This window comes from Streptomyces sp. NPDC058375, from assembly GCF_042723425.1.
In the GTDB taxonomy this organism is placed as follows: domain Bacteria; phylum Actinomycetota; class Actinomycetes; order Streptomycetales; family Streptomycetaceae; genus Streptomyces; species Streptomyces durocortorensis.
Window position 1 is genome coordinate 17,667 of sequence record NZ_JBHXJG010000026.1, and the last position, 18,060, is coordinate 35,726.

Annotated in this window: 13 protein-coding genes and 2 pseudogenes; 2 read left to right on the forward strand and 13 right to left on the reverse strand. The window is 72.3% G+C overall.

Annotated features, from left to right (window positions below):
• Nucleotides 1–41: 41 nt before the first annotated feature.
• Nucleotides 42–1,232 (forward strand): cytochrome P450, encoded by a 1,191-nt coding sequence (locus ACFWM7_RS07080; RefSeq protein WP_383256132.1) that lies wholly within the window; start codon nucleotides 42–44, stop codon nucleotides 1,230–1,232.
• On the opposite strand, the pseudogene ACFWM7_RS07085 reads toward ACFWM7_RS07080, so the two are convergent.
• From ACFWM7_RS07085 to ACFWM7_RS07140, 12 genes and pseudogenes are all read right to left on the reverse strand, one after another.
• Nucleotides 1,222–2,199: pseudogene (locus tag ACFWM7_RS07085) on the reverse strand (alpha/beta hydrolase). The gene ACFWM7_RS07080 and the pseudogene ACFWM7_RS07085 overlap by 11 nt on opposite strands.
• Before the next feature lie 103 nt (nucleotides 2,200–2,302).
• On the reverse strand, nucleotides 2,303–3,343 hold the full coding sequence (locus ACFWM7_RS07090; protein ID WP_383256087.1) for a hypothetical protein: 1,041 nt from the start codon (nucleotides 3,341–3,343) through the stop codon (nucleotides 2,303–2,305).
• A gap of 83 nt (nucleotides 3,344–3,426) precedes the next feature.
• A complete protein-coding gene (locus tag ACFWM7_RS07095) occupies nucleotides 3,427–4,707 on the reverse strand; it encodes a TRAP transporter large permease subunit (RefSeq protein ID WP_383256090.1) in 1,281 nt (426 codons plus the stop codon).
• Nucleotides 4,708–4,711: 4 nt separating this feature from the next.
• Complete coding sequence (locus ACFWM7_RS07100) at nucleotides 4,712–5,344, reverse strand: hypothetical protein (RefSeq protein ID WP_383256092.1); 633 nt, start codon at nucleotides 5,342–5,344, stop codon at nucleotides 4,712–4,714.
• The gene (locus ACFWM7_RS07105) at nucleotides 5,341–7,470 is read right to left on the reverse strand and encodes a hydantoinase/oxoprolinase family protein (RefSeq protein ID WP_383256094.1); all 2,130 of its coding nucleotides are present in this window, start codon (nucleotides 7,468–7,470) and stop codon (nucleotides 5,341–5,343) included. Before ACFWM7_RS07105 ends, ACFWM7_RS07100 begins: the two co-directional genes overlap by 4 nt.
• 213 nt (nucleotides 7,471–7,683) lie before the next feature.
• A complete protein-coding gene (locus ACFWM7_RS07110; protein ID WP_383256096.1) occupies nucleotides 7,684–9,297 on the reverse strand; it encodes an FAD-dependent oxidoreductase in 1,614 nt (537 codons plus the stop codon).
• A 79-nt stretch (nucleotides 9,298–9,376) separates the two neighbouring features.
• Nucleotides 9,377–10,477 (reverse strand): LacI family DNA-binding transcriptional regulator, encoded by a 1,101-nt coding sequence (locus tag ACFWM7_RS07115; RefSeq protein ID WP_383256098.1) that lies wholly within the window; start codon nucleotides 10,475–10,477, stop codon nucleotides 9,377–9,379.
• Nucleotides 10,478–10,639: 162 nt separating this feature from the next.
• A complete protein-coding gene (gene manD / locus ACFWM7_RS07120; RefSeq protein ID WP_383256100.1) occupies nucleotides 10,640–11,854 on the reverse strand; it encodes a D-mannonate dehydratase ManD in 1,215 nt (404 codons plus the stop codon).
• A 52-nt stretch (nucleotides 11,855–11,906) separates the two neighbouring features.
• A complete protein-coding gene (locus ACFWM7_RS07125; RefSeq protein ID WP_383256102.1) occupies nucleotides 11,907–12,752 on the reverse strand; it encodes a carbohydrate ABC transporter permease in 846 nt (281 codons plus the stop codon).
• Nucleotides 12,749–13,756, reverse strand: a complete 1,008-nt coding sequence (locus tag ACFWM7_RS07130; RefSeq protein ID WP_383256104.1) for a carbohydrate ABC transporter permease — start codon at nucleotides 13,754–13,756, stop codon at nucleotides 12,749–12,751. Before ACFWM7_RS07130 ends, ACFWM7_RS07125 begins: the two co-directional genes overlap by 4 nt.
• Nucleotides 13,756–15,075 carry an ABC transporter substrate-binding protein gene (locus ACFWM7_RS07135; protein WP_383256106.1) on the reverse strand — a complete coding sequence of 440 codons (1,320 nt, stop codon included), beginning with the start codon at nucleotides 15,073–15,075 and terminating at the stop codon, nucleotides 13,756–13,758. Before ACFWM7_RS07135 ends, ACFWM7_RS07130 begins: the two co-directional genes overlap by 1 nt.
• Nucleotides 15,076–15,291: 216 nt before the next feature.
• The gene (locus ACFWM7_RS07140) at nucleotides 15,292–16,110 is read right to left on the reverse strand and encodes a FadR/GntR family transcriptional regulator (protein WP_383256108.1); all 819 of its coding nucleotides are present in this window, start codon (nucleotides 16,108–16,110) and stop codon (nucleotides 15,292–15,294) included.
• Here ACFWM7_RS07140 and ACFWM7_RS07145 point away from each other — a divergent pair.
• Nucleotides 16,109–16,681, forward strand: a pseudogene (locus ACFWM7_RS07145) (agmatine deiminase family protein); the annotation flags it as partial. The gene ACFWM7_RS07140 and the pseudogene ACFWM7_RS07145 overlap by 2 nt on opposite strands.
• 243 nt (nucleotides 16,682–16,924) lie before the next feature.
• Here ACFWM7_RS07145 and ACFWM7_RS07150 read toward each other — a convergent pair.
• Nucleotides 16,925–17,914 (reverse strand): SDR family NAD(P)-dependent oxidoreductase, encoded by a 990-nt coding sequence (locus ACFWM7_RS07150; protein ID WP_383256110.1) that lies wholly within the window; start codon nucleotides 17,912–17,914, stop codon nucleotides 16,925–16,927.
• Nucleotides 17,915–18,060 lie beyond the last annotated feature (146 nt).

The following is an 18,060-nucleotide window of genomic DNA, read 5'->3' on the forward strand; positions in this document are numbered from 1 at the left end:
CAGCGCCAAAAGCGCCCGGACAGCCCCTCCCAGGAGGCATGTTGACCACCAGCGAGCCCACGTGTCCCGCCCCGGTACCGATGCACCGCCTGCACTTCGAGAAGCCCGGGCCGCCCCGTCGCACCGAACTGCCGGGCGGCGCCCCCGCCTGGCGGGTCAGCCGGTACGCCGACGTCCGCCAGGTGCTCTCCGACCCCCGGTTCGGCCGGGCCGGGCTGTACGCCGCCGACGCGCCGGCCCTCTCCGACGTACCGGACCTCGTCAACGACCCCGACCTGATGTTCAACCAGGACGGCCCCGACCATCTGCGGCTGCGCCGCACCCTGCGGCGCGCGTTCACCCCGAGGGCCGTCGCCCGCTGGCGGCCGTGGATCGCCGGGATCGTCGAAGAGCTCCTCGACCGGCTGGAAGCGCGACCGCAACCAGCCGACGTGGTGGCGGAGTTCGCCCTCCCGCTGCCGGTGGCGGTGATCAGCCGGCTGATGGGGCTCGACGAGTCCGCGTGGGACCGGCTGCGGCACTGGAGCGAACACGCCTTCTCCGACGGCACCCACGAGGGCGATCAGGTGGCCGCCGCCCGCAAGGAGTTCAGCGCGTTCGGCGCGGACCTCCTCGCGGAGCGGCGCCGGGCCCCGGGCGAGGACCTGATCAGCGGTCTCGTCGCGGCGGCCGACGAGGAAGGGGACGTGGCCGAGGCGCAGTTGGTGAGTCTGGTGTGCGGGCTGGTCGTCGGCGGCCACGACAGCACGATGACCATGCTCGGCAACGCGCTGCTCTACCTCCTGGGCGAACGCCGCGAGACCTGGTCCCGCATCGGCGCCGGCGAGGAGGCGGCGGGGCGTGTCGCGGACCGGCTCGTCCACCTCGTCCCGCTGGGCGACGACCGGGGCAGCGCCCGCCACGCCGCCACGGACGTCGAGGTCGGCGGGGTCACGATCCCGGCCGGCGCGATCGTGCTCGCCGACTGCGGTATCGCCAACCGCGACCCGGAGGTCTTCCCGCCCGCCACCCTCCACGACCTGTTCGCCCCGCTGGAGGCACCCACACTCTCCTTCGGCGCCGGCCCCCACTACTGCCTCGGTGCCTGGCTGGCCCGCACCGAACTCCAGCTCGCCCTGCACCGCTCGGCCGCCCGCTTCCCGGACCTGCGCCTGGCCGCCCCGATGGACACCGTCGCCTGGCGGACCGGGACGACCTCCCGCAGTCCGCGGCGGCTCGACGTCAGGTGGTAGCCCCGCTCCGGTGGGCGCCCCCGAGGACCCGCCGCACCACCGCGATCTGCTCGGCGGCGGCCCTGCGTGGGAGCGTGAGGTGGGGGAGCGTCCCGTCGAACCCGTGGAACGCGCCGGGCCACAGGTGGAACTCCGTCGACACTCCGGCGGCGATCAGCCGGAGCGCGTACTGGGCGCACTCGTCACGGAAGACCTCCAGCTCCCCGACGTCGACGTACGCGGGCGGGAGCCCCGACAGGTCGGTGGCGCGGGCCGGAGCCGCGTACGGGGAGACGTCGTCACCGCCCGCCGACGGGCCGAGCAACGCGGCCCAGCCGAACAGGTTGTTGGCGCGCGGCCAGGTGACGGCGTCGGTGAACTCCCGGCTGGAATCGGTGGTGTTGCGGTCGTCCAGCATCGGGCAGAGCAGCAACTGGAAGGCCAGACGCGGGCCGCCCTGAGCTCAGGCGAGCAGGGCGGTGGCGGCGGCGAGACCGCCGCCCGCGCTGATCCCGCCGACCGCGAGGCGCTCCGGGTCGATCCCGAGCGCCCCGGCCCGCTTGGCCGTCCACCGCAGCGCGCGGTAACAGTCCTCGACGGGCGCCGGGTGGGGGTGCTCGGGCGCGAGCCGGTAGTCCACCGACACCACGGCGCACCCCGCCTCCAGGACGTAACGGGAGACCCGGGCGTCGTCCGTCTCGGGCGTCCCGAGCACCATGCCGCCGCCGTGGATCCACACCAGGCACGGAAGCGGCCGGGGGGCGGCCGCGCGCGGCCGGTAGACCCTGACCCGTACCGGACCGGGGCCCGGCAGCCGGTGATCCGTCACCAGGACCCCTTCGGCGGGCGGCGGGAAGCCGGCGCTCGCACGGGCGGAGCGCACGGCGGCCAGCCCCTCGCGGTCCAGCCCGTCGAGGACCGTGGGCGACAGCGGTTCGGCGGCCAGCGCCGCGGCCATCTCGGGGTCCAGGCGTGGGTCGTAGGGCATCGGGTGGAGCCTTTCTCCTGGCGGTGGGGGGGGCGTGCGGGGGCCGGTGCGGCAGGGTGCGCCGGTCGCCGCCCGCGCACCCCCCTGCACCCCGGCCCCGCCGTCAGCCGCGGGCGACGGCGATCGAGCCCCCGAGCCGCTCGCCGGCCTCGTAGACCATGTACGGCACACCCCGGTCCGTCCCGAAGCTCGGCGCGGCGGCGCGGCCGTTCTCCGGTGCCGCACTGCCCGAGTCGTAGAAGACACCGAGGTGGGTGCGGCGCGAGAAGTCGTTGCCGACCTCGGTGATCAGGATGTTCCCGCCGTTCTCCTTGCCCGTGTGGTAGACGACGTACGTGCTGCCGCCCCGGGTCAGCAGGTGCCCGCCGCTGATGTTGTTCGCGCCGACGTCCGAGTGGCGGATCAGCGGCTGCTGGGCGAAGGTCCAGCTGCGGCCGTCCTTAGACCAACCCCAGCCGACGTCACGGTGGTTGGACTGGTTGTTGACCATGAACAGCATCACGTACCGCGCGTCGCGTGCGGGCAGGTCGTGCCGGAACACCCGGGCGTAGGACGTCTCCGTGGTGCCCGCCGGAAGCATGTCCTTGGTGAGCACGGTCCGGTCGTAGGCGAAGGTGATGCCGTCCTTCGACCGGGCGAGGCGGGTGGTGTGGTTCTCGCCGTGGAAGTAGAGCCACATCTCCTTGACGTCCTCGTTCCACAGGACGTGCGGCGAGGAGACATGGCTGACCTTGTAGTGCGGCTGCCAGTCGTTGGAGACCAGCGGGTTCGCCGTGTACTCCGTGAACGGGCCCTCCAGCCTGTCGCCGTACGCCAGGCAGATGCCGCCGGGCGCGTCGTGCGGCGCGTAGTAGAGGTAGTAGCGGCCCAGCGGGTTCGCCAGCCGGTCGTAGACGCCCCGGATGCACGGGAAGATGATCTCGCCCGTCGGGTTGTACTTCAGCTGAGAGAGCGTCAGCAGCGGCTTCACATAGCGGTAGTTCGGGAAGCCGCCCGGTGCCGCGGCGGCGGTGCCCGCCCCGGTGCCGGTGGTGATCAGTCCGGCGGTGGCCGCCGTGCCCGCCACCGCGCCGCGCAGGAAGATCCGGCGGCTCGGCCGGAACACGCCGGATGCGGCCGGGGTGTTGTCCTCGTGCTGGGTCATGTCGTTCTCCGTCCCGAAGAGATGAGCGATCCGGAAGAGGTGAGAGCTCCCGGAGAGGGGAGAGCTCCCGAAGAGATGGGCGATCACAGATAGCTGGCGGCGGTGACGCAGAACCCGCCGAGCGCAACGGCCCAGACGTACGGCAGCGTCCGCAGCATCACCTGCTGCGGTGTCACCCCCGCGTACTGCGCGCTCCACACGGTCTGCGTGCTGGTGGGGTCCGAGACCCCGAACACCTGGTTGTACGAGGTGGCCAGGCCCAGCACCGCGACGGCCGGGTAGATGCCGGCGGCGATGAGGACACCGGCGATGCCCGCGCCGAGGCCGTAGACGTTCAGCGGCCCCCGGTAGAGGCAGAGCGGCACGAACAGAGTGAAGACCAGGACGAACAGCACCGGGTTCTGCGGGCTGACCGCCTTGACCAGTGGCTCCAGCGACTCCACCGCACCGGGCAGCTTCACCGCGGCGAGCAGGATGCCGATGGCGATGAACAGCACGATCGGGGCCGCCGCGACCTCGAACGAGCCGTACAGCGTGCGCAGCAGCCGCTTGTTCATCTCGCGCGGCCGCGTGGTCGTGACCAGCGCGAACAGGACACCCGCCAGCATCGACGGCAGGATCGCCACCTCGAAGCCGAGGGCCAGGACCAGCGGGACGACCGGGGTGAGCAGCGCGTACCACGGTGCGTCGCCCAACTGCTTGCGGCGCGAAACGGACTTGGTCGAGGCCGACTTGAGCGACCAGGTGTGCTCGACGCCCCGCCTGCGCGTCTCGACGAGGACGAACAGGACGGCGGCGGCCAGCGCGAACGGGAACAGCTTGAGCATGAAGCCGCGCACGGTCTCGACGGGCAGCTCCAGCGCGGTGGAGAAGAACTGCCAGATGGGCAGCTCGAAGGGCATGCCGGCGGCGATGCCCATCAGGATCGTCCCGGCGGCGGTGACCTTGGGGATGCCGACGGCGATCATCGCGGGGATGCCGATGATCCCGGCGAGCATCGCGGCGGGGGCCGAGCCGGTGACCGTGCCGACCAGGGTGGAGACGGCGAGGACGCCGAGGGCGACCACCACCGGCCGGTCCCCGCCGAACTCGACGATCTTGCGCACCAGGGTGCCCGCGATACCGGTCTCGTCCAGGAGCTTGCCCAGCCAGGAGCCGAGCAGAATGGCGATCATCGTGGCGGCGAGCGCCGGAGCGCCCTGCTGGATGACTGTGTCCAGCACGCTGTTCTCGCCGGTCAGCGGGGCGCCCGCGACGAACGCGATGACGACGGCCAGGATGACGAGCGCGAAGGCGGTGGGCAGTTTGCGGGTGAGCATCGCGGCGACACCGGCCGCCATGACAAGAAGGATGACGACGCCCATGGCGTTACTTCTCTCTTCCGTACGAGGATCCGGTCGCGGACCCGTGCCGCGGCTCGGCCGCGGTGGCCAGGGCGGCCGTCAGCAGGAGCGGGCTGCGGCCCAGGCCGCAGATGACGCGGGCGTGGGCATGGGCGGCGATCTCGTCGGCCCCCGCGACATGGCCGTACAGCGTGTGCCGTCCGGCCCGCAGCACCACATGGTTCAGGGCCTGCTTCAGCGACTTCTTCGCCGGACCGTGATGCAGCCGCTCGTGCACCGCCTCGTGCGCGACCGCCGCGGCCCGCACCGAACCGGCCGGATACCACTCCCGCCAGCCGAGCACGTCGATCAGCTCATCGGCGAGCGCCAGCGTGTCGGTGAACAGCTCGACGGTCGGCACGGGTCGCGAGGTGTAGCGGGCCAGCAGCCCCTTCGCGAGGCCTCCGTCGCTCTCCACGATCCGGGCCGTCGCGGCGACGGGCGGGAGCGCGGCGCCGAACGCGTCGGCCGTACGGGCCCAGTGGCGCAGCAGCTCCGGATCACGCCCCTCGTGGGTCGGAGTGTTGGCGAGCAGCCGTACGCCGAACGCGACGTCGTCCTCCGCCTCCAGCTCCCGGACGGCCGCCAGCGCCGCCCGGTCCAGCAGCGCGGCGCTCATGTGCGCACCTCCAGCACGGCGACGACCGGTTCGTCGGCGGCGCGGGCGCGCAGCTCGCTGCGGGCGAGGGCCAGCAGCGGATCCGGGTCGATCACCCCGGACAGGTCCGCGATCCGTGAGCCGAGCAGCAGACGCAGCGCCGGGGCCCGGACGCCGCCGTCCCCGTACGAGGTGGCCTCCTTCACCAGCCCCGCCAGGACCTCCGGCGCCTGGCCCACGGTCGTCGTCTCCACCCGGGCGTCCGGCGCGTGCAGCCGGACGACACCGTCCGCGTCCACGACCCGCACCGGGTGCCGGTCCGCCCGGAAACGGCGGTGCACCTCGGTCCCGTACACGGTGTGGGCCGGCGTCCCCGCGAGGACCCGCACCGAGGCCGGGTCGGTCCGGAGGCTGTCGGCGGCGGCGCGCAGCCGGTCCGCCTCGTCGGCCCGGTGGGCGCGGTCCTGGGTGCGCAGCTCGGTGGCCCCGGTCGCCACGGCCCGTACGGTGCTGGTCTGCGGGTCGACCGTGACCTCGACCTCCACCCCGTCGGCGGCGGCCCCCTGGGCGATCACGGCGGCCTCGGCCTCCGCGCGTACGGCGAGGATCTGCTCCTGGCCCGCTCCCGGAATGATCCGCTCGACCTGTTCCCGGATGAGGGCGAGCGCCACGCCGATGGGGCTGATCACCTCGTTGTGCTGGGCGATCCGGCCCTCCTGGCCGGTGACAGCCGCCAGATGCGGGGTCACGGAGGCCGCGCCGCCGCCCCCGCCGACGAGCAGCGCGGTGTCCTTGTCCAGCCGGTAGTCGCGCATCAGCGTCTCGACCACGGACTTCACCTGGTCGGTGCCCGCGTCCAGGAGCTTCGTCGCGGCCGTGGCGACATCGGTGCAGAGGGCGGCGGCCAGCGGGGCGATGGCGGCTTTCGCCACGGCCGGGTCGCAGCGGGCGAAGTCCCCCTCCGGCACCCGGCCCAGCGCGTTAGCCGCGCACGTCATGGTGATCGCGAAGCGGCCCCCGGCGGCGTCCAGCACCGCGTAGTCGGCCGGGTCGTCCGCCATCGGCCGGATCGTCGTGAGCGTCGCGCCCTCCAGATCCTCGGGGCGCGCGAAGCAGGCGTACGGCAGCCCGGCGATGTGCGCGCTGCGCGGCCCGACGCCGACGACCTTGCCGCCGTCGACCCGGACCATCGAACCGCCGCCGACACCGACGGTCCGCACGTCGAGCGCCGAGAGATACGACGTCCGGCCGAGCATCGTGGCGTGCCGGACGGCGACCTTGCCGCGCCGCACCACGCTGATGTCCGTGGACGTGCCGCCGGTCTCCAGGAACAGCCCCTCGCTGATGCGCTCCTGCATCAGCGCCCCGGCGACGCCCGCCGCCGGCCCGGACAGCACGGTCAGCAGCGGTCTGCGCCGCATCTCGTCCAGCGACATGACCCCGCCGTCGCACCGCATCACCATCAGCGGCGCGGTCACGCCCGCCTTGGTGATGGAGGCGTCGACGAGGTCGGCGGTGGCGAGCATCCGCGGCAGGATCGCCGCGTTCACCACGGCGGTACGGGTCCGCTTGTGGAGCCCGTAGAGCGAGGTGATGTCATGCGCGGCGGTCGTCGGCAGTCCTCGCTCCTGGGCGGCGGCCGCGACGGCGTCCTCACCCTCGGGCCGGTCGACGCTGAACGGCTGGCTGGCGACGACGACTTCGGCGCCCTCGCGGACGACCGCGTCGAGCGCGGCGTTGACGGCCGGTGCGTCGTCGGGGTCGGAGACATGCCCGTAGGCGAGCGGCAGCCGCTTGCCGGGCGTCAGCTCCAGTTTGCGGAACGCGGCCAGCCGACGGGTGAGCGTACCGCCGGGACCTGCGCCGATGCCGATCAGTCCGACGGTGGCGACGTCACCCTCCAGCAGGGCGTTGGTAGCCTGTGTGGTGCCGTGGGCGAGGAACGTCACGTCCTCGGGCGTGTGGCCGGTCTGCTCCAGCAGACGGTCGAGAGCCTCGACGATGCCGTGGGCGACGCCGTCCTCGTGATGGTGGCTCGTCGGCACCTTCACCTGCCCCAGCAGGTTCAGGGTCGTGGCGTCTACGGCCACGGCGTCGGTGAAGGTTCCGCCCACGTCGATGCCGACGCGGATGCGGTGGGTGTTCATGGCTGGGCACCTCCTTGTGCGGGTGGCAGGGCGAGGGCGGCGGGTCCGGACGCTCGGAAGAGGTCCGGGGCCTGGGGCCGGGCGGGTACAGGTGGAGCTGCGCCCGCCCGGCGCTCCGCGCTCACCCCTGGGGGGCCGTGCGGTGAAGCGGGTGTGGGTGGTGCGGTGAAGCGGGTGATGCGTCGTTCGCGCGTATCTCTCGCGCGGACGGGGTCAGTAGCCGCGTACGTCCGGCCAGTGGCGCTGCACGCCGTCCCGCTCCAGCAGCGCGGCGAACGCCTCGAACCGCTTGTCCTCGGCCTGGACCCGGTGCGGTTCGACGTTCTCGGCGACACAGTGCGCGGCCAGGGCGCCGGCGACCTCGCCGATGTTCCATTCCACCGGGTGGAGCCGGTAGCAGCCGTTGGTGATGTGCGTCGTGCCGATGTTCTTGCCGGCCGGCAGCAGGTTGCGGACGCGGCGCGGGACGAGCGCGCCGAGTGGGATCTCGAACGGCACCGAACCGATGTCGACGTAGTTGTCGCCGCCGGTCGAAGGGTGCAGGTCGATGCGGTAGTTGCCGACGCCGACCGAGTCCCGGTAGCGGGTGCCGCCGTACGGTCCGACGATGTCGATCGACACGTCGTGCTCGGTGACCGTGGTGACGGCCTTGATCCGGCGCGACTCCCGTACGTAGGGGGCCTTGGCCAGACCGTCCGGGGTGCCGGTGACGTCCGGGCGCAGCCGCAGACCGGGGAAGCCCGTGCCGCCGTCGGCGCGCGGGGCCTCGGTCTGGAGCCAGTACAGGACGGACAGCGACAACTGTCGGGCCTCGGCGAGCGCGGCGGCCGATGCCTCGTCGCCGCCGCCGATGAGCGGCTTCAACCAGTAGTCGTTGAGCGGCCAGTTGACCAGCGTGATGTCGGAGTCGAAGGCGCCCGGCCGGTGCAGCTTGCGGGCCAGGATCCGGCGGAAGCCGAACAGCTCCTTGTCACCCGCGTCGGCCGACTGGTCGGCGTTGACGTCCAGCGGGTCCAGCTCCGGGTTGGGGACGAAGGTGCGCGGGACGGCCTCCAGGGTGCGCGGGTCGGGGGCGAGGAAGCCGAGCAGCGGCCCCGGCCAGAAGTCCGGCTGATAGGTGCGCCAGAAGTCGTAGTCGGCCGGGCGCTCGATGGTGTGGTCCTCGCCCTCGTGGTGCGAGAGCGCGAAACAGACCGTGATCCCCTGCTGGTTGAGGGGCTGGGCCTCCTCCGGCGCGTGCGGCTCGTCGAACTCGCTCCGCGCCTCGGCGCCGATCACATGCTCCACGCCCGCGAGTTCGAGCAGTTCACCGGTCTCGGTGGCGTCGATGACGTAACGTGCGCTGATCGTACGGCGGTTGCCGCCGCGCAGGTCGGCCAGGGTCACCGACCGTACGGTGTCGTCGTCGCCCGCATCGGCGGTCACCGGCCGGTGCTCGGTGAGCAGGGTCAGCAGGCCCGAGGAACGGTACGGCGCGATCATGGCCTCCATGACCGCGAGCGCCACCCGCGGCTCGTGGCACAGCTTGCTGACGCGGCCCGCGCCCGGGTTGAGATGGCGCAGCGCCAGCGCCTCGGAACGCATCGGGTACCACTGGCGGTAGTAGTCCCGGATGGAGTCGCGCAGCGTGCGGTACGAGGCGGTGGTGCCGAACTCCTCTACCCACGGGTGCTCGTCCGGCGGAACCGCCTGCGAGGTGAGCTGGCCGCCGATCCAGTCCGTCTCCTCGGTGAGGACGACGGTGCGCCCCGCCCGGCAGGCGGCGAGGGCGGCGGCCACGCCGCCGAGTCCGGCGCCCACGATGAGGATGTCGGGTTCGGATGTCACGGTTCTCCTTGAAGTGCTGGGTGTACGTGGTGCGTTGGCGGCCCTCTCCCGGGGCCGGGTCGAAGACGGTCAGAGGCGTTCAGGGGTGCACGGGCGCCGGGCCGGCCGTCGAGCCGGGCCGGAAGGCGCAGGCCACCAGGGGCTCCGTCGCCTCCTCGCCTGCGACCAGCGCGGCGAGCATCCGCACGGCGGCCGCGCCCAGTTGGGGCCGGGGGACGTCGAAGCCGGTGGGCACGGGCCCGTCCGCCAGATCGGGCGGAGGGCTGCCGAGCAGGGCGAGCGAGGCGTCGCGCGGGCAGTCGATGCCGACGAAGTGCGCGGCCCCGTGCAGGGCACGCCAGGCGTCGCCGGTGTCGGTCTCCTCCGCGACGAACGCGGTCACGCCCTCGTCGAGCCAGCCGCGCAGCCGCTCGGCGGTCAGTTCGCGCTCGGGGTCGGCGGAGCGGAAGACGGTGTCGGGACCGCCGGGCAGTCCCGCCTCCTCCAGGCCCTTGAGGAAGCCGTGCTCACGGTCGGTGGAGGCGGGGGCCTCGTCGTCCTCGCGGACGAGCACGATGCGCCGGTGGCCGAGGGCTGCGAGGTGCGCGACGACCTCCTGGCTCGCGCTGATGTAGTCCGCGCCGACCCAGGCCAGCCCCTCCAGCTCGTCCCGGCGGCCGAGGTGGACCACGGGGAAGCCGTCGGCGACCAGCCGCAGCAGCTCGTCGGCGGGGGCGTGGCGTCCGAGGAACAGGCAGCCGTCGGCGAGCCGCACCCGGTTCAGCGCGTTCGGACCGGCGGCCCCCGCGCCGCCGGTGCTGGAACCGGTGAAGAGCACCAGGTCGTAGCCGCGGGCCGCGGCCTCCTGCTCGACGCCGACCAGGAACGGGTAGTACGAGTGCTGTACGTCGGTGGGGAAGGTGGACGTGAAGCTGAAGACCCCGAGCAGATTGTTCCGCGCGGCGGCGAGCCGGCTGGCGGCCGGATCCGGTACATAGCCCAGGGCCCGCACCGCGTCGAGCACCTTCTGCCGGGTCTCCTCGGAGATCGTGACGCCCTGCTTCCGGGCCCCCAGCACCAGCGAGACGGTGGCCTGCGAGACCCCGGCGAGCCGGGCGACCTCGGCCTGGCGCGGCCGGGACGTACGGCCCGCGGGGGCGGGCGCACGGCCCGGCCGGGACCGCTTCCTGGGTTCTTCCACGGTGTTCCTCCGGATCACTAATGCGTATTAGTAATGCGCATTAGTGAGTACTGTGAACCTCCGTCCGGATGGGGTCAAGGGATCGCGCAAGACTTCTTTCGGCCGTGTGGGCGCGGGGCCCGGCGTACGCCGGACCCCGCGGAGCTCATGAGCGCAGGGAGCTCACCAGTCGTGCACGGTTCCGTCGTGGAGCCGGTTGACCGGCAGATACGCGGGCGCGTACGGGTGGGCGGCGGCCAGCTCCTCGTCCAGCTCCACGCCGATGCCGGGGGCCTCGCCGGGGTGGAGGTGGCCGTCGGTGAAGGTGTAGGCGTGCCGGAACACCTCGTCGGTGAGCGGGGTGTGGCCGGAGAACTCCTGGATGCCGAAGTTGTGCACGGCCAGGTCCAGGTGGACGGCGGCGGCCATCCCGACGGGGGAGATGTCCTCGGGGCCGTGGATCGCGCTCTTGATCTGGTACTGCGCGGCGAAGTCGAAGAGCTTCCGCAGCGGGGTGACGCCGCCGAAGTGGGTCACCGCCGAGCGCACGTAGTCGATCAACTGCTCGGTGATCAGGGCCTGGTAGTCGTACACCGTGTTGAACACCTCGCCCACGGCCAGCGGCGTGGTCGTGGACCGGCGGACCAGGCGCAGGGCCTCCTGGTTCTCGGCCGGGGTGCAGTCCTCCAGCCAGAACGGCCGGTAGGGCTCCAGGTCCTTGCCGAGCCGGGCGGCCTGGATCGGGGTGAGCCGGTGGTGGGAGTCGTGGAGCAGCGGCAGTCCGGGGCCGAACTCCGCGCGCACCGCCTCGAACACGGTCGGCACATGGCGCAGATACGCCGCCGTGTCCCAGTCCTCCACCAGGGGGCGGGCCTGCTGATGGAGGACCGGCGCACCGGTGTCGTCGGTGTCCGACACCCCGTACACCGCCTTGAGTCCGGGGATGCCGGACTGGATGCGGACGGCGGGGTAGCCCTCGGCCAGCCGGGCCCGTACGGAGTCGAGCAGTTCGGGTATGTCCCGGCCGTTGGCGTGACCGTACGTCCCGATCCGCTCCCGGCTCGCGCCGCCCAGGAGTTGGTACAGCGGGAGCCCGGCGGCCTTCGCCTTGATGTCCCAGAGCGCTACGTCGACGGCGGCGATGGCGGCCATCGTCACCGGGCCGCGCCGCCAGTACGCGCCCCGGTACAGCGACTGCCAGGTGTCCTCGACACGATGCGGATCGAGCCCGATCAGCAGCGGGGCGACATGGTCGGTGAGATAGCTGACGACCGCCAACTCCCGCCCGTTCAGGGTCGCGTCGCCGAGGCCGGTGAGCCCTTCGTCGGTCGTCAGCTTCAGAGTGACGAAGTTGCGGCCGGGGCTGGTGACGACGACCTTCGCGTCGACGATCTTCATGCGTGTGTGCTCTTTCCGCAGGTGGGGGTCGGAGGTCGGGGGAGTGGAGGGTTCAGCCCTTGGAGGCGCCGGACGTCAACCCGGCCACCAGATACTTCTGGCCGAGGACGGCGGCCAGGACCACGGGCACGGTGATGAGGGAGGCGGCGGCCATCAGGCCGCCCCAGTCCGTGCTCGCGTAGGAGATGAAGTTGAACAGCGTGACCGGCACGGTCTGGGTCCGGTCGTCGGAGAAGACCAGCGCGAACATGAAGTTGTTCCAGCTGAAGACGAAGGCCAGCAGGGACGCGGTCGCGGTGCCCGGAGCGGCCAGCGGCAGCGAGATCCGCCAGAACGCGCCGAAGGCGCTCAGCCCGTCGGTACGGGCGGCCTCCTCCAGCTCGACCGGCAGCCCCGCGAAGAAGCTGATCATGATCCACATGATCAGCGGGACCGAGACGAACATATGGCTGAGGACGAGCACCGTGTAGGACCCGACCAGGCCCATCCGCGCGAACAGGTAGTACCAGGGCACCAGCAGCGAGATCGCCGGGACGATGCGCGCAACGAGGATCACCGAGCCGGTGCGGTGCATGGAGAACCGCCCCACCGCCCAGGCCGCCGGCACCGCGATCACCGCGGAGAGGAGCGTCGAAACCACCCCGACCAGCAGCGAGTTGCCCATCGAGCGCACGATCTGCCCGGCCTCGACGACGGCCCGGAAGTTGTCCAGCGTCGGCGTGAACCACAGCCCGACCGAGGGATCGGTGACCTGCACATTGGTCTTGAAGGCGGCGGCGAACATCCACACCACCGGCAGCGCGAAGACGAGCGTCACGAACGTGATGGCGAGGCCGCGCAGCCAGGAACCGTAACGCCGGCCGCGCCGGGTCCGCGCGGGGGAGAGGGTGGCACTCATGCGTTCTTCCTTCCGCCCCGGCGGCGCAGCAGCACCACGACACCGATGATGAACAGCGTGAACAGGACCAGGACGGCGGCGGCCAGGCCGTACTCCTGGTAGTCGAAGGTGAGCCCGTAGGCGTAGACGTTGAGGGTCTCCACCTCGAAGTCCGAACCGCCGCCCGCGCCCTTGGTGGCGTAGAGGATGTCGAAGGTCTTCAGCGCGTCGACGGCGCGCAGCACCAGGGCGGTGGCGAGCGTCGGCCCGAGCATCGGCAGGACGACGTACCGGAACCGCTGCCAGGCGTTGGCCCCGTCCATCAGGGCGGCTTCCTCCGGCTCCTCGGGGAGCGTGGTCAGCCCGGCGAGGAGCAGCAGCGTCATCATCGGCGTCCACTGCCACACGTCGATGAGCATCAGCGTCGGCAGCGACTGCCCGACCGAGCCCAGGAACTCCTGCCGGGGTACGCCGACCGCCTCCAGCAGGTGGTTGGCGATGCCGTTGGTGGGGTCGAGGATGAGCAGCCACAGGATGCCGATCGCGACCGGCGTGGCGAGCAGCGGGATGATGAGCACGGTCCGCACCCAGCGCATCCCCCGGAACGGCTTGCGCATCAGCATCGCCAGGGCGAGCCCGAGCACCGTCTCCAGCACCACCGCGCCGACCGTGAAGACCAGGGTGCGGCGGGCGGCGGGCCAGAACCGGCGGGTGTCGCCCAGCGCGTCGATGAAGTTGCGCAGCCCGGTGTGGGCGCTGTCGGCGTTCACCGCACCGAAGGCGTCGGTGAGGCTGAGGTTGAGCGTGAAGACGAGCGGAAAGACGATCATCAGGCCGACGAAGAGCACGGCCGGGGCGAGCATCGCCCACTTGAGCCGCCGGTTGGCCTGCTCGAAGGTCCGCTGCCGCCGCCCTGCCCCACGCGGCGTCGGACCCGGCTTGCCGGCGGTGGCGCCCCGGTCGGCTGCTGCGACCGCCTTGGTCCCCGTGGTCTCCGTGGTCCCGGTGGTCTCCGTGGCGGGCATCAGGACTCCTTGTGACGGTTGTCGCGTACGAGGAACTCGGCGAACTCCGCGTCCGCGTCGCGCACGACCGGCCGCACGGACTGGCCGAGGATGCCCGCGACCAGCGGGCGGCCGACGATGTCCCGGGCCCGGCCGACCTGGAGGACGCGCGGCCGGTCGTAGCCCACGCCGCGCTCCGCGTTGAGCCGCATGGCCTCGGCCAGCTCCGGCGGAAAGGCGGACAGCGTCTTCGGGTCGGCCCACACCGAGGAGCGGGCGCCGGGTATGCCGTCCTTCTGGAGCGCGGCCGACATCTCGGGACCGGCCGCCCACCGGATGAACTCCCAGGCCTCGTCGCGCAGTCGGGAGAAGGTGTTGATGCCGAGACTCCAGGACGGGATGTTGTGCGGCTTCGCCCCGGCCGGCCCGGCGGGGAAGGGCGCGAAGCCGACCCTTTCGCGTACCCGCGACACCTTCGGGTCGAGGAAGCTGCTGTAGATCGCGTCGGCGTCGACGAAGAAGGCGGCCTTGCCCTGCGCGAAGATGGGCATGGCCTGTTCGAGGCTCATGTTGGTCGCCCCGGGCGGCCCGGAGCCGGCGAGCAGCCGGCCGTAGAACTCGTAGGCGGCGACGGACTCCGGGCTGCCGATGCCGGACTTCCCGTCCACGACGAAGTCCCCGCCGTACGAGTAGAGGAAGCTCGACCACTGGGAGACCGCGCCGCTGCGCTGACCTCGGCCGACGTACCCGTAGAAGCCGTCCTTCCGCCGGGTCAGCTCCCGCGCGCCCTCCATCAGCGCCTCCAGGGTGCGCGGCGGCCCGCCCAGGTCCTCCACCAGGTCCTTGCGGTAGTAGAGGGCGGGACGCTCGGTCACCACCGGGACGCTCAGGACCTTCCCGGCCGTGACCGACGCCTGGCGCGGGGCCTCCTGGAAGTCGTCCCAGGCGAACCGGGCGTCGTCCGCGACCCGGTCGCTGAGGTCGGCGAGCCAGCCGTTGTGGCCGAACAGCAACTGCTCCTGGAGCGCGCGGACCATCATCACGTCCACATCGGTGCCCGACGCGTTCAGCTTCACGTTGTAGCTGCTGGCGAGCTGGTCGGCGGTGAGCAGCGTCATCGAGACCCGCCGCCCGATCCGCTCCTCGAATTCCGCGGTGCGGCGCTTGATCGCCTGGGACCAGACGTGGTTGATCGCCATGATCCGCAACGGTGCGTCGGCCGAGGGCTTGGCGCCCCCGCCCGAACAGGCGCTCAGCGCGCCCGCCCCGGCGGCCGCCGCGGCCCCCGCGGCGAGCCTGCCGAAGGCACGCCGGCTCAGGGGCTGGCTGCTCGTGGACATCCTCGTCCTCGTTTCTCTGCGGTACGTACGGGTCGCGGACGAGCCCTGCCGACCCCGGCGGGACCGAGCTGGTCCGACCTGGTCCAACTGGTAGGACCAGTTGGTCTACGCGGGACCGTAACAGCAGGGAAACCTCCCGGACCAGACCCTGAAGCCAAGATTCCACGGACCGGACGGACGAATTCCGCTCAGGGCGGGGTGGGACGGGACGGGGAGCTACCGCCCCGGAGGCGTCCGGCGGCCCTCGGCCTGGTCCAGCAGCGTCTCGATGTGGTTGCGCGCCATCGTGTCGACCTGGACGTCGAGATCGGCCCCGTACGTCCGCAGGCCCAGCATCAGGTGCTCCCGCATCCGCGCGCACGCGAGGTCCACGTCCCGCGCCTCGACCGCCTCGAAGATCTCCGGGTGGTGCGGTACGCCGGGCTCGCCGATCGACGGGTCGGAGTTCGAGCGGAGCATCATCTCGAACATCATCCCGCTGATCGAGGAGAGCATGATCCGCAGCACCGGGTTCTTGCTGGCCACGGCGATGGCGTCGTGGAACTCCATGTCCGCCTGGGCCTTGACCACGACATCGGTCGCCGGCTCCAGGGCGTCCCGGGCGGCCCGCATCGCCGTGATGTCCGCGTCCGTGGCCCGCTCGGTCGCCAGCCGGACCATCTCGACCTCCAGCGGGATCCGCGCCTCGATCAGCTGCCGGACGGTGGGCCGCCCCGCCCGGTACAGCGCGTCGTACCCCCGGGCCTGACCCGAGGACTGCTCCTGGACGAAGGAACCACGCCCCGGGGCGACTTCGATCAGATGCTGGGCCTCCAGCCGCCGCAGCACCTCGCGCACGACGTTCCTGCTGGCCCCGAACTGGGCGGCGAGCTCCCGCTCGGAGGGGAGCTTCGTCCCGACGGCGATCCGGCCGGAGCGGATGTCGTGCTCCAGCTCACGGGCGATGCGCTCCGTCAGGAGCCCGCGCCGGGCGGGGTCCGCGGCCGGACCCGGCCGCGCGGACCCCGACGGGGAGGAGGGGGCGGACTGCTGCATGATCGCAGCGTACAGGCCGGTCGGGCCCCGCACCCGGCCCCCCGGGGCGGGGCCGACGGCGACGGCTGCCTTCATGTCCTGGCCCGCCCTGGGATCGGTCGGGGGCGAGGACCTCCCGTACGTGCGCGAGGACATCGCTTGGCCCCGGTCTCGAAGGTGACGAACGGGGGGACCTCCCGTACGTGCGCGCGAGGACATCGCCCGGGCCATCGGCGAGTACGAGTACGTGGTCATGATGGCCAGGCCCGACCAGCAGAAGGCTGCCCGGCGGCGCTGTGGCTCGCAGGTCGAGGTCATCCCTCTCGCGGTGGACGACATGTGGGCCCGTGACACCGTCCCGGTCCTCGTCGAGCGGAGAGACAAGGTCGTCGGGGTCGATGTCCACTTCAACGGCCGGGGCGACAAACAGGAACACACGAACGACGCCCGCGTCGGCCGCGCCCTCCTGTCGGAGTACGGCGTACCGCGGGTGGAGGCCCCCCTCATCGCCGAAGGCGGCTCCTTCGAGACCGACGGCGAGGGGACCTTGCTGATCACCGAGAGCTCGATCGTCAACGAGAACCGCAATCCGGTGCCGGAGGAGAGGGCGGCGCAGGTCCTCGGCCTCGTGGCGGGCGAGCGGGCGCAGGGCCGATGGCTACGGGAGACCGGGCCGTGGACGCCGAGCCTCGCCGCCATGGCACAGCTCGGAGCCTCGCACGACCGCACTCCGGTTTTCGACGTCGAGCCTCACCCGCGCCCGGGGTTCGGCGACGGCGAGGCCGACTGCAGCGAGCTCCACGAGCTCGCTGACGAAGCTCTCGGTCCCGTCGGCTTACGAGCTGGCGCGCGGACCGGGCTCGCGCTGGTTGGCCCGGGCCACCACGCGGTCGTTGCGCGCGCTGCCCCAGGCTCGGACGAGCCTCGCGATCGGGTTGTGCGGCACCCCGGCCTCGGCACCTTGGCGTAGCGGGCCTTCTCCCGACGCGGACGGCAGGAGCCGGGCGGCGAGGCCGCTGAGCCGGGTCGTCAGCCCGGGCGCCACACCGTGCGCGAGCTGGGCCGCCTTGGCGGGCGCGGTGAGCACCAGGCGGGCGCGCCGCTGGATGACCGCGTCGACGATCCTGCGGGCGGCCCGCTCGGCGTCCATCGACAGCAGCGGTGTGCCCGCAGCGGTGCTGAACCAGCCGAACTCGGCGTCCACGTCTCCGCCGAACTCGGCCTGTCGGTGCGATCCGGTCCGCATCAGGCCCGGGTGGACGGCGGTGACGCTCACGCCGGATGCCGCCGCCTCGGCGTGCAGCCCCTCGGCGAGCGCCCCGACCGCGGCCTTGGCGCACGAGTAGGGCAACAGGTGCGGAACACCGAGCAGACCACCGACCGATCCGATGAGCCCGAGCCGCCCACGCGTCTCCTTGAGGTACGGAAGCGCTTCCAGCGAGGTGTGCAGAGCGCCGTAGAACATCGTGTCCATGGCGTCACCGAACTCCGCCGCGCCCACCGTCTCGACGGGCGCGACCTGGATGACCCCGGCGTTGGCGATCACGAGGTCGAGGCCGTCACGCTCGTGGACCTCGCGCACCAGGGCACGCACGGCAACGCGGTCGCGCACGTCGCAGACGGCGGTGCGCACGGGCGCCCCGGTGTCCTCCCGCAGTTGTGCCGCCGCCCGCTCCAGTTCACCGGCATCGCGGGCGGCGATGGTCACGATGCACCCGCGCTCCACCAGTTGTCGGGCCATGAACAGCCCGAGGCCCCGGGAGCCGCCGGTAACCAGGGCGCCTGGGCTTTTGGTCCTGTGGGAGAGACGGGTGCGGTTGGTCATCTGATCGCCCTTCTGCAGGTGCACTCGACGGGCGCGGGTCTACGCCTGGAGCGGATATGCCCCGAGTGCCCGCGAGCCGTCGGCTGTAACGACCCGCTTCGCCGCCCTCGAACGAGACCTCACGGAACGGACCGTGCCTGTTGTGG

What these genes read in the sequence shown, in the direction of transcription:
- ACFWM7_RS07090 (WP_383256087.1), bottom strand. Translation starts at nt 3,343, where the DNA reads ATGACCCAGCACGAGGACAACACCCCGGCCGCATCCGGCGTGTTCCGG.
- ACFWM7_RS07095 (WP_383256090.1), bottom strand. Translation starts at nt 4,707, where the DNA reads ATGGGCGTCGTCATCCTTCTTGTCATGGCGGCCGGTGTCGCCGCGATG.
- ACFWM7_RS07100 (WP_383256092.1), bottom strand. Translation starts at nt 5,344, where the DNA reads ATGAGCGCCGCGCTGCTGGACCGGGCGGCGCTGGCGGCCGTCCGGGAG.
- ACFWM7_RS07105 (WP_383256094.1), bottom strand. Translation starts at nt 7,470, where the DNA reads ATGAACACCCACCGCATCCGCGTCGGCATCGACGTGGGCGGAACCTTC.
- manD (WP_383256100.1), bottom strand. Translation starts at nt 11,854, where the DNA reads ATGAAGATCGTCGACGCGAAGGTCGTCGTCACCAGCCCCGGCCGCAAC.
- ACFWM7_RS07125 (WP_383256102.1), bottom strand. Translation starts at nt 12,752, where the DNA reads ATGAGTGCCACCCTCTCCCCCGCGCGGACCCGGCGCGGCCGGCGTTAC.
- ACFWM7_RS07130 (WP_383256104.1), bottom strand. Translation starts at nt 13,756, where the DNA reads ATGCCCGCCACGGAGACCACCGGGACCACGGAGACCACGGGGACCAAG.
- ACFWM7_RS07135 (WP_383256106.1), bottom strand. Translation starts at nt 15,075, where the DNA reads ATGTCCACGAGCAGCCAGCCCCTGAGCCGGCGTGCCTTCGGCAGGCTC.
- ACFWM7_RS07140 (WP_383256108.1), bottom strand. Translation starts at nt 16,110, where the DNA reads ATGCAGCAGTCCGCCCCCTCCTCCCCGTCGGGGTCCGCGCGGCCGGGT.
- ACFWM7_RS07150 (WP_383256110.1), bottom strand. Translation starts at nt 17,914, where the DNA reads ATGACCAACCGCACCCGTCTCTCCCACAGGACCAAAAGCCCAGGCGCC.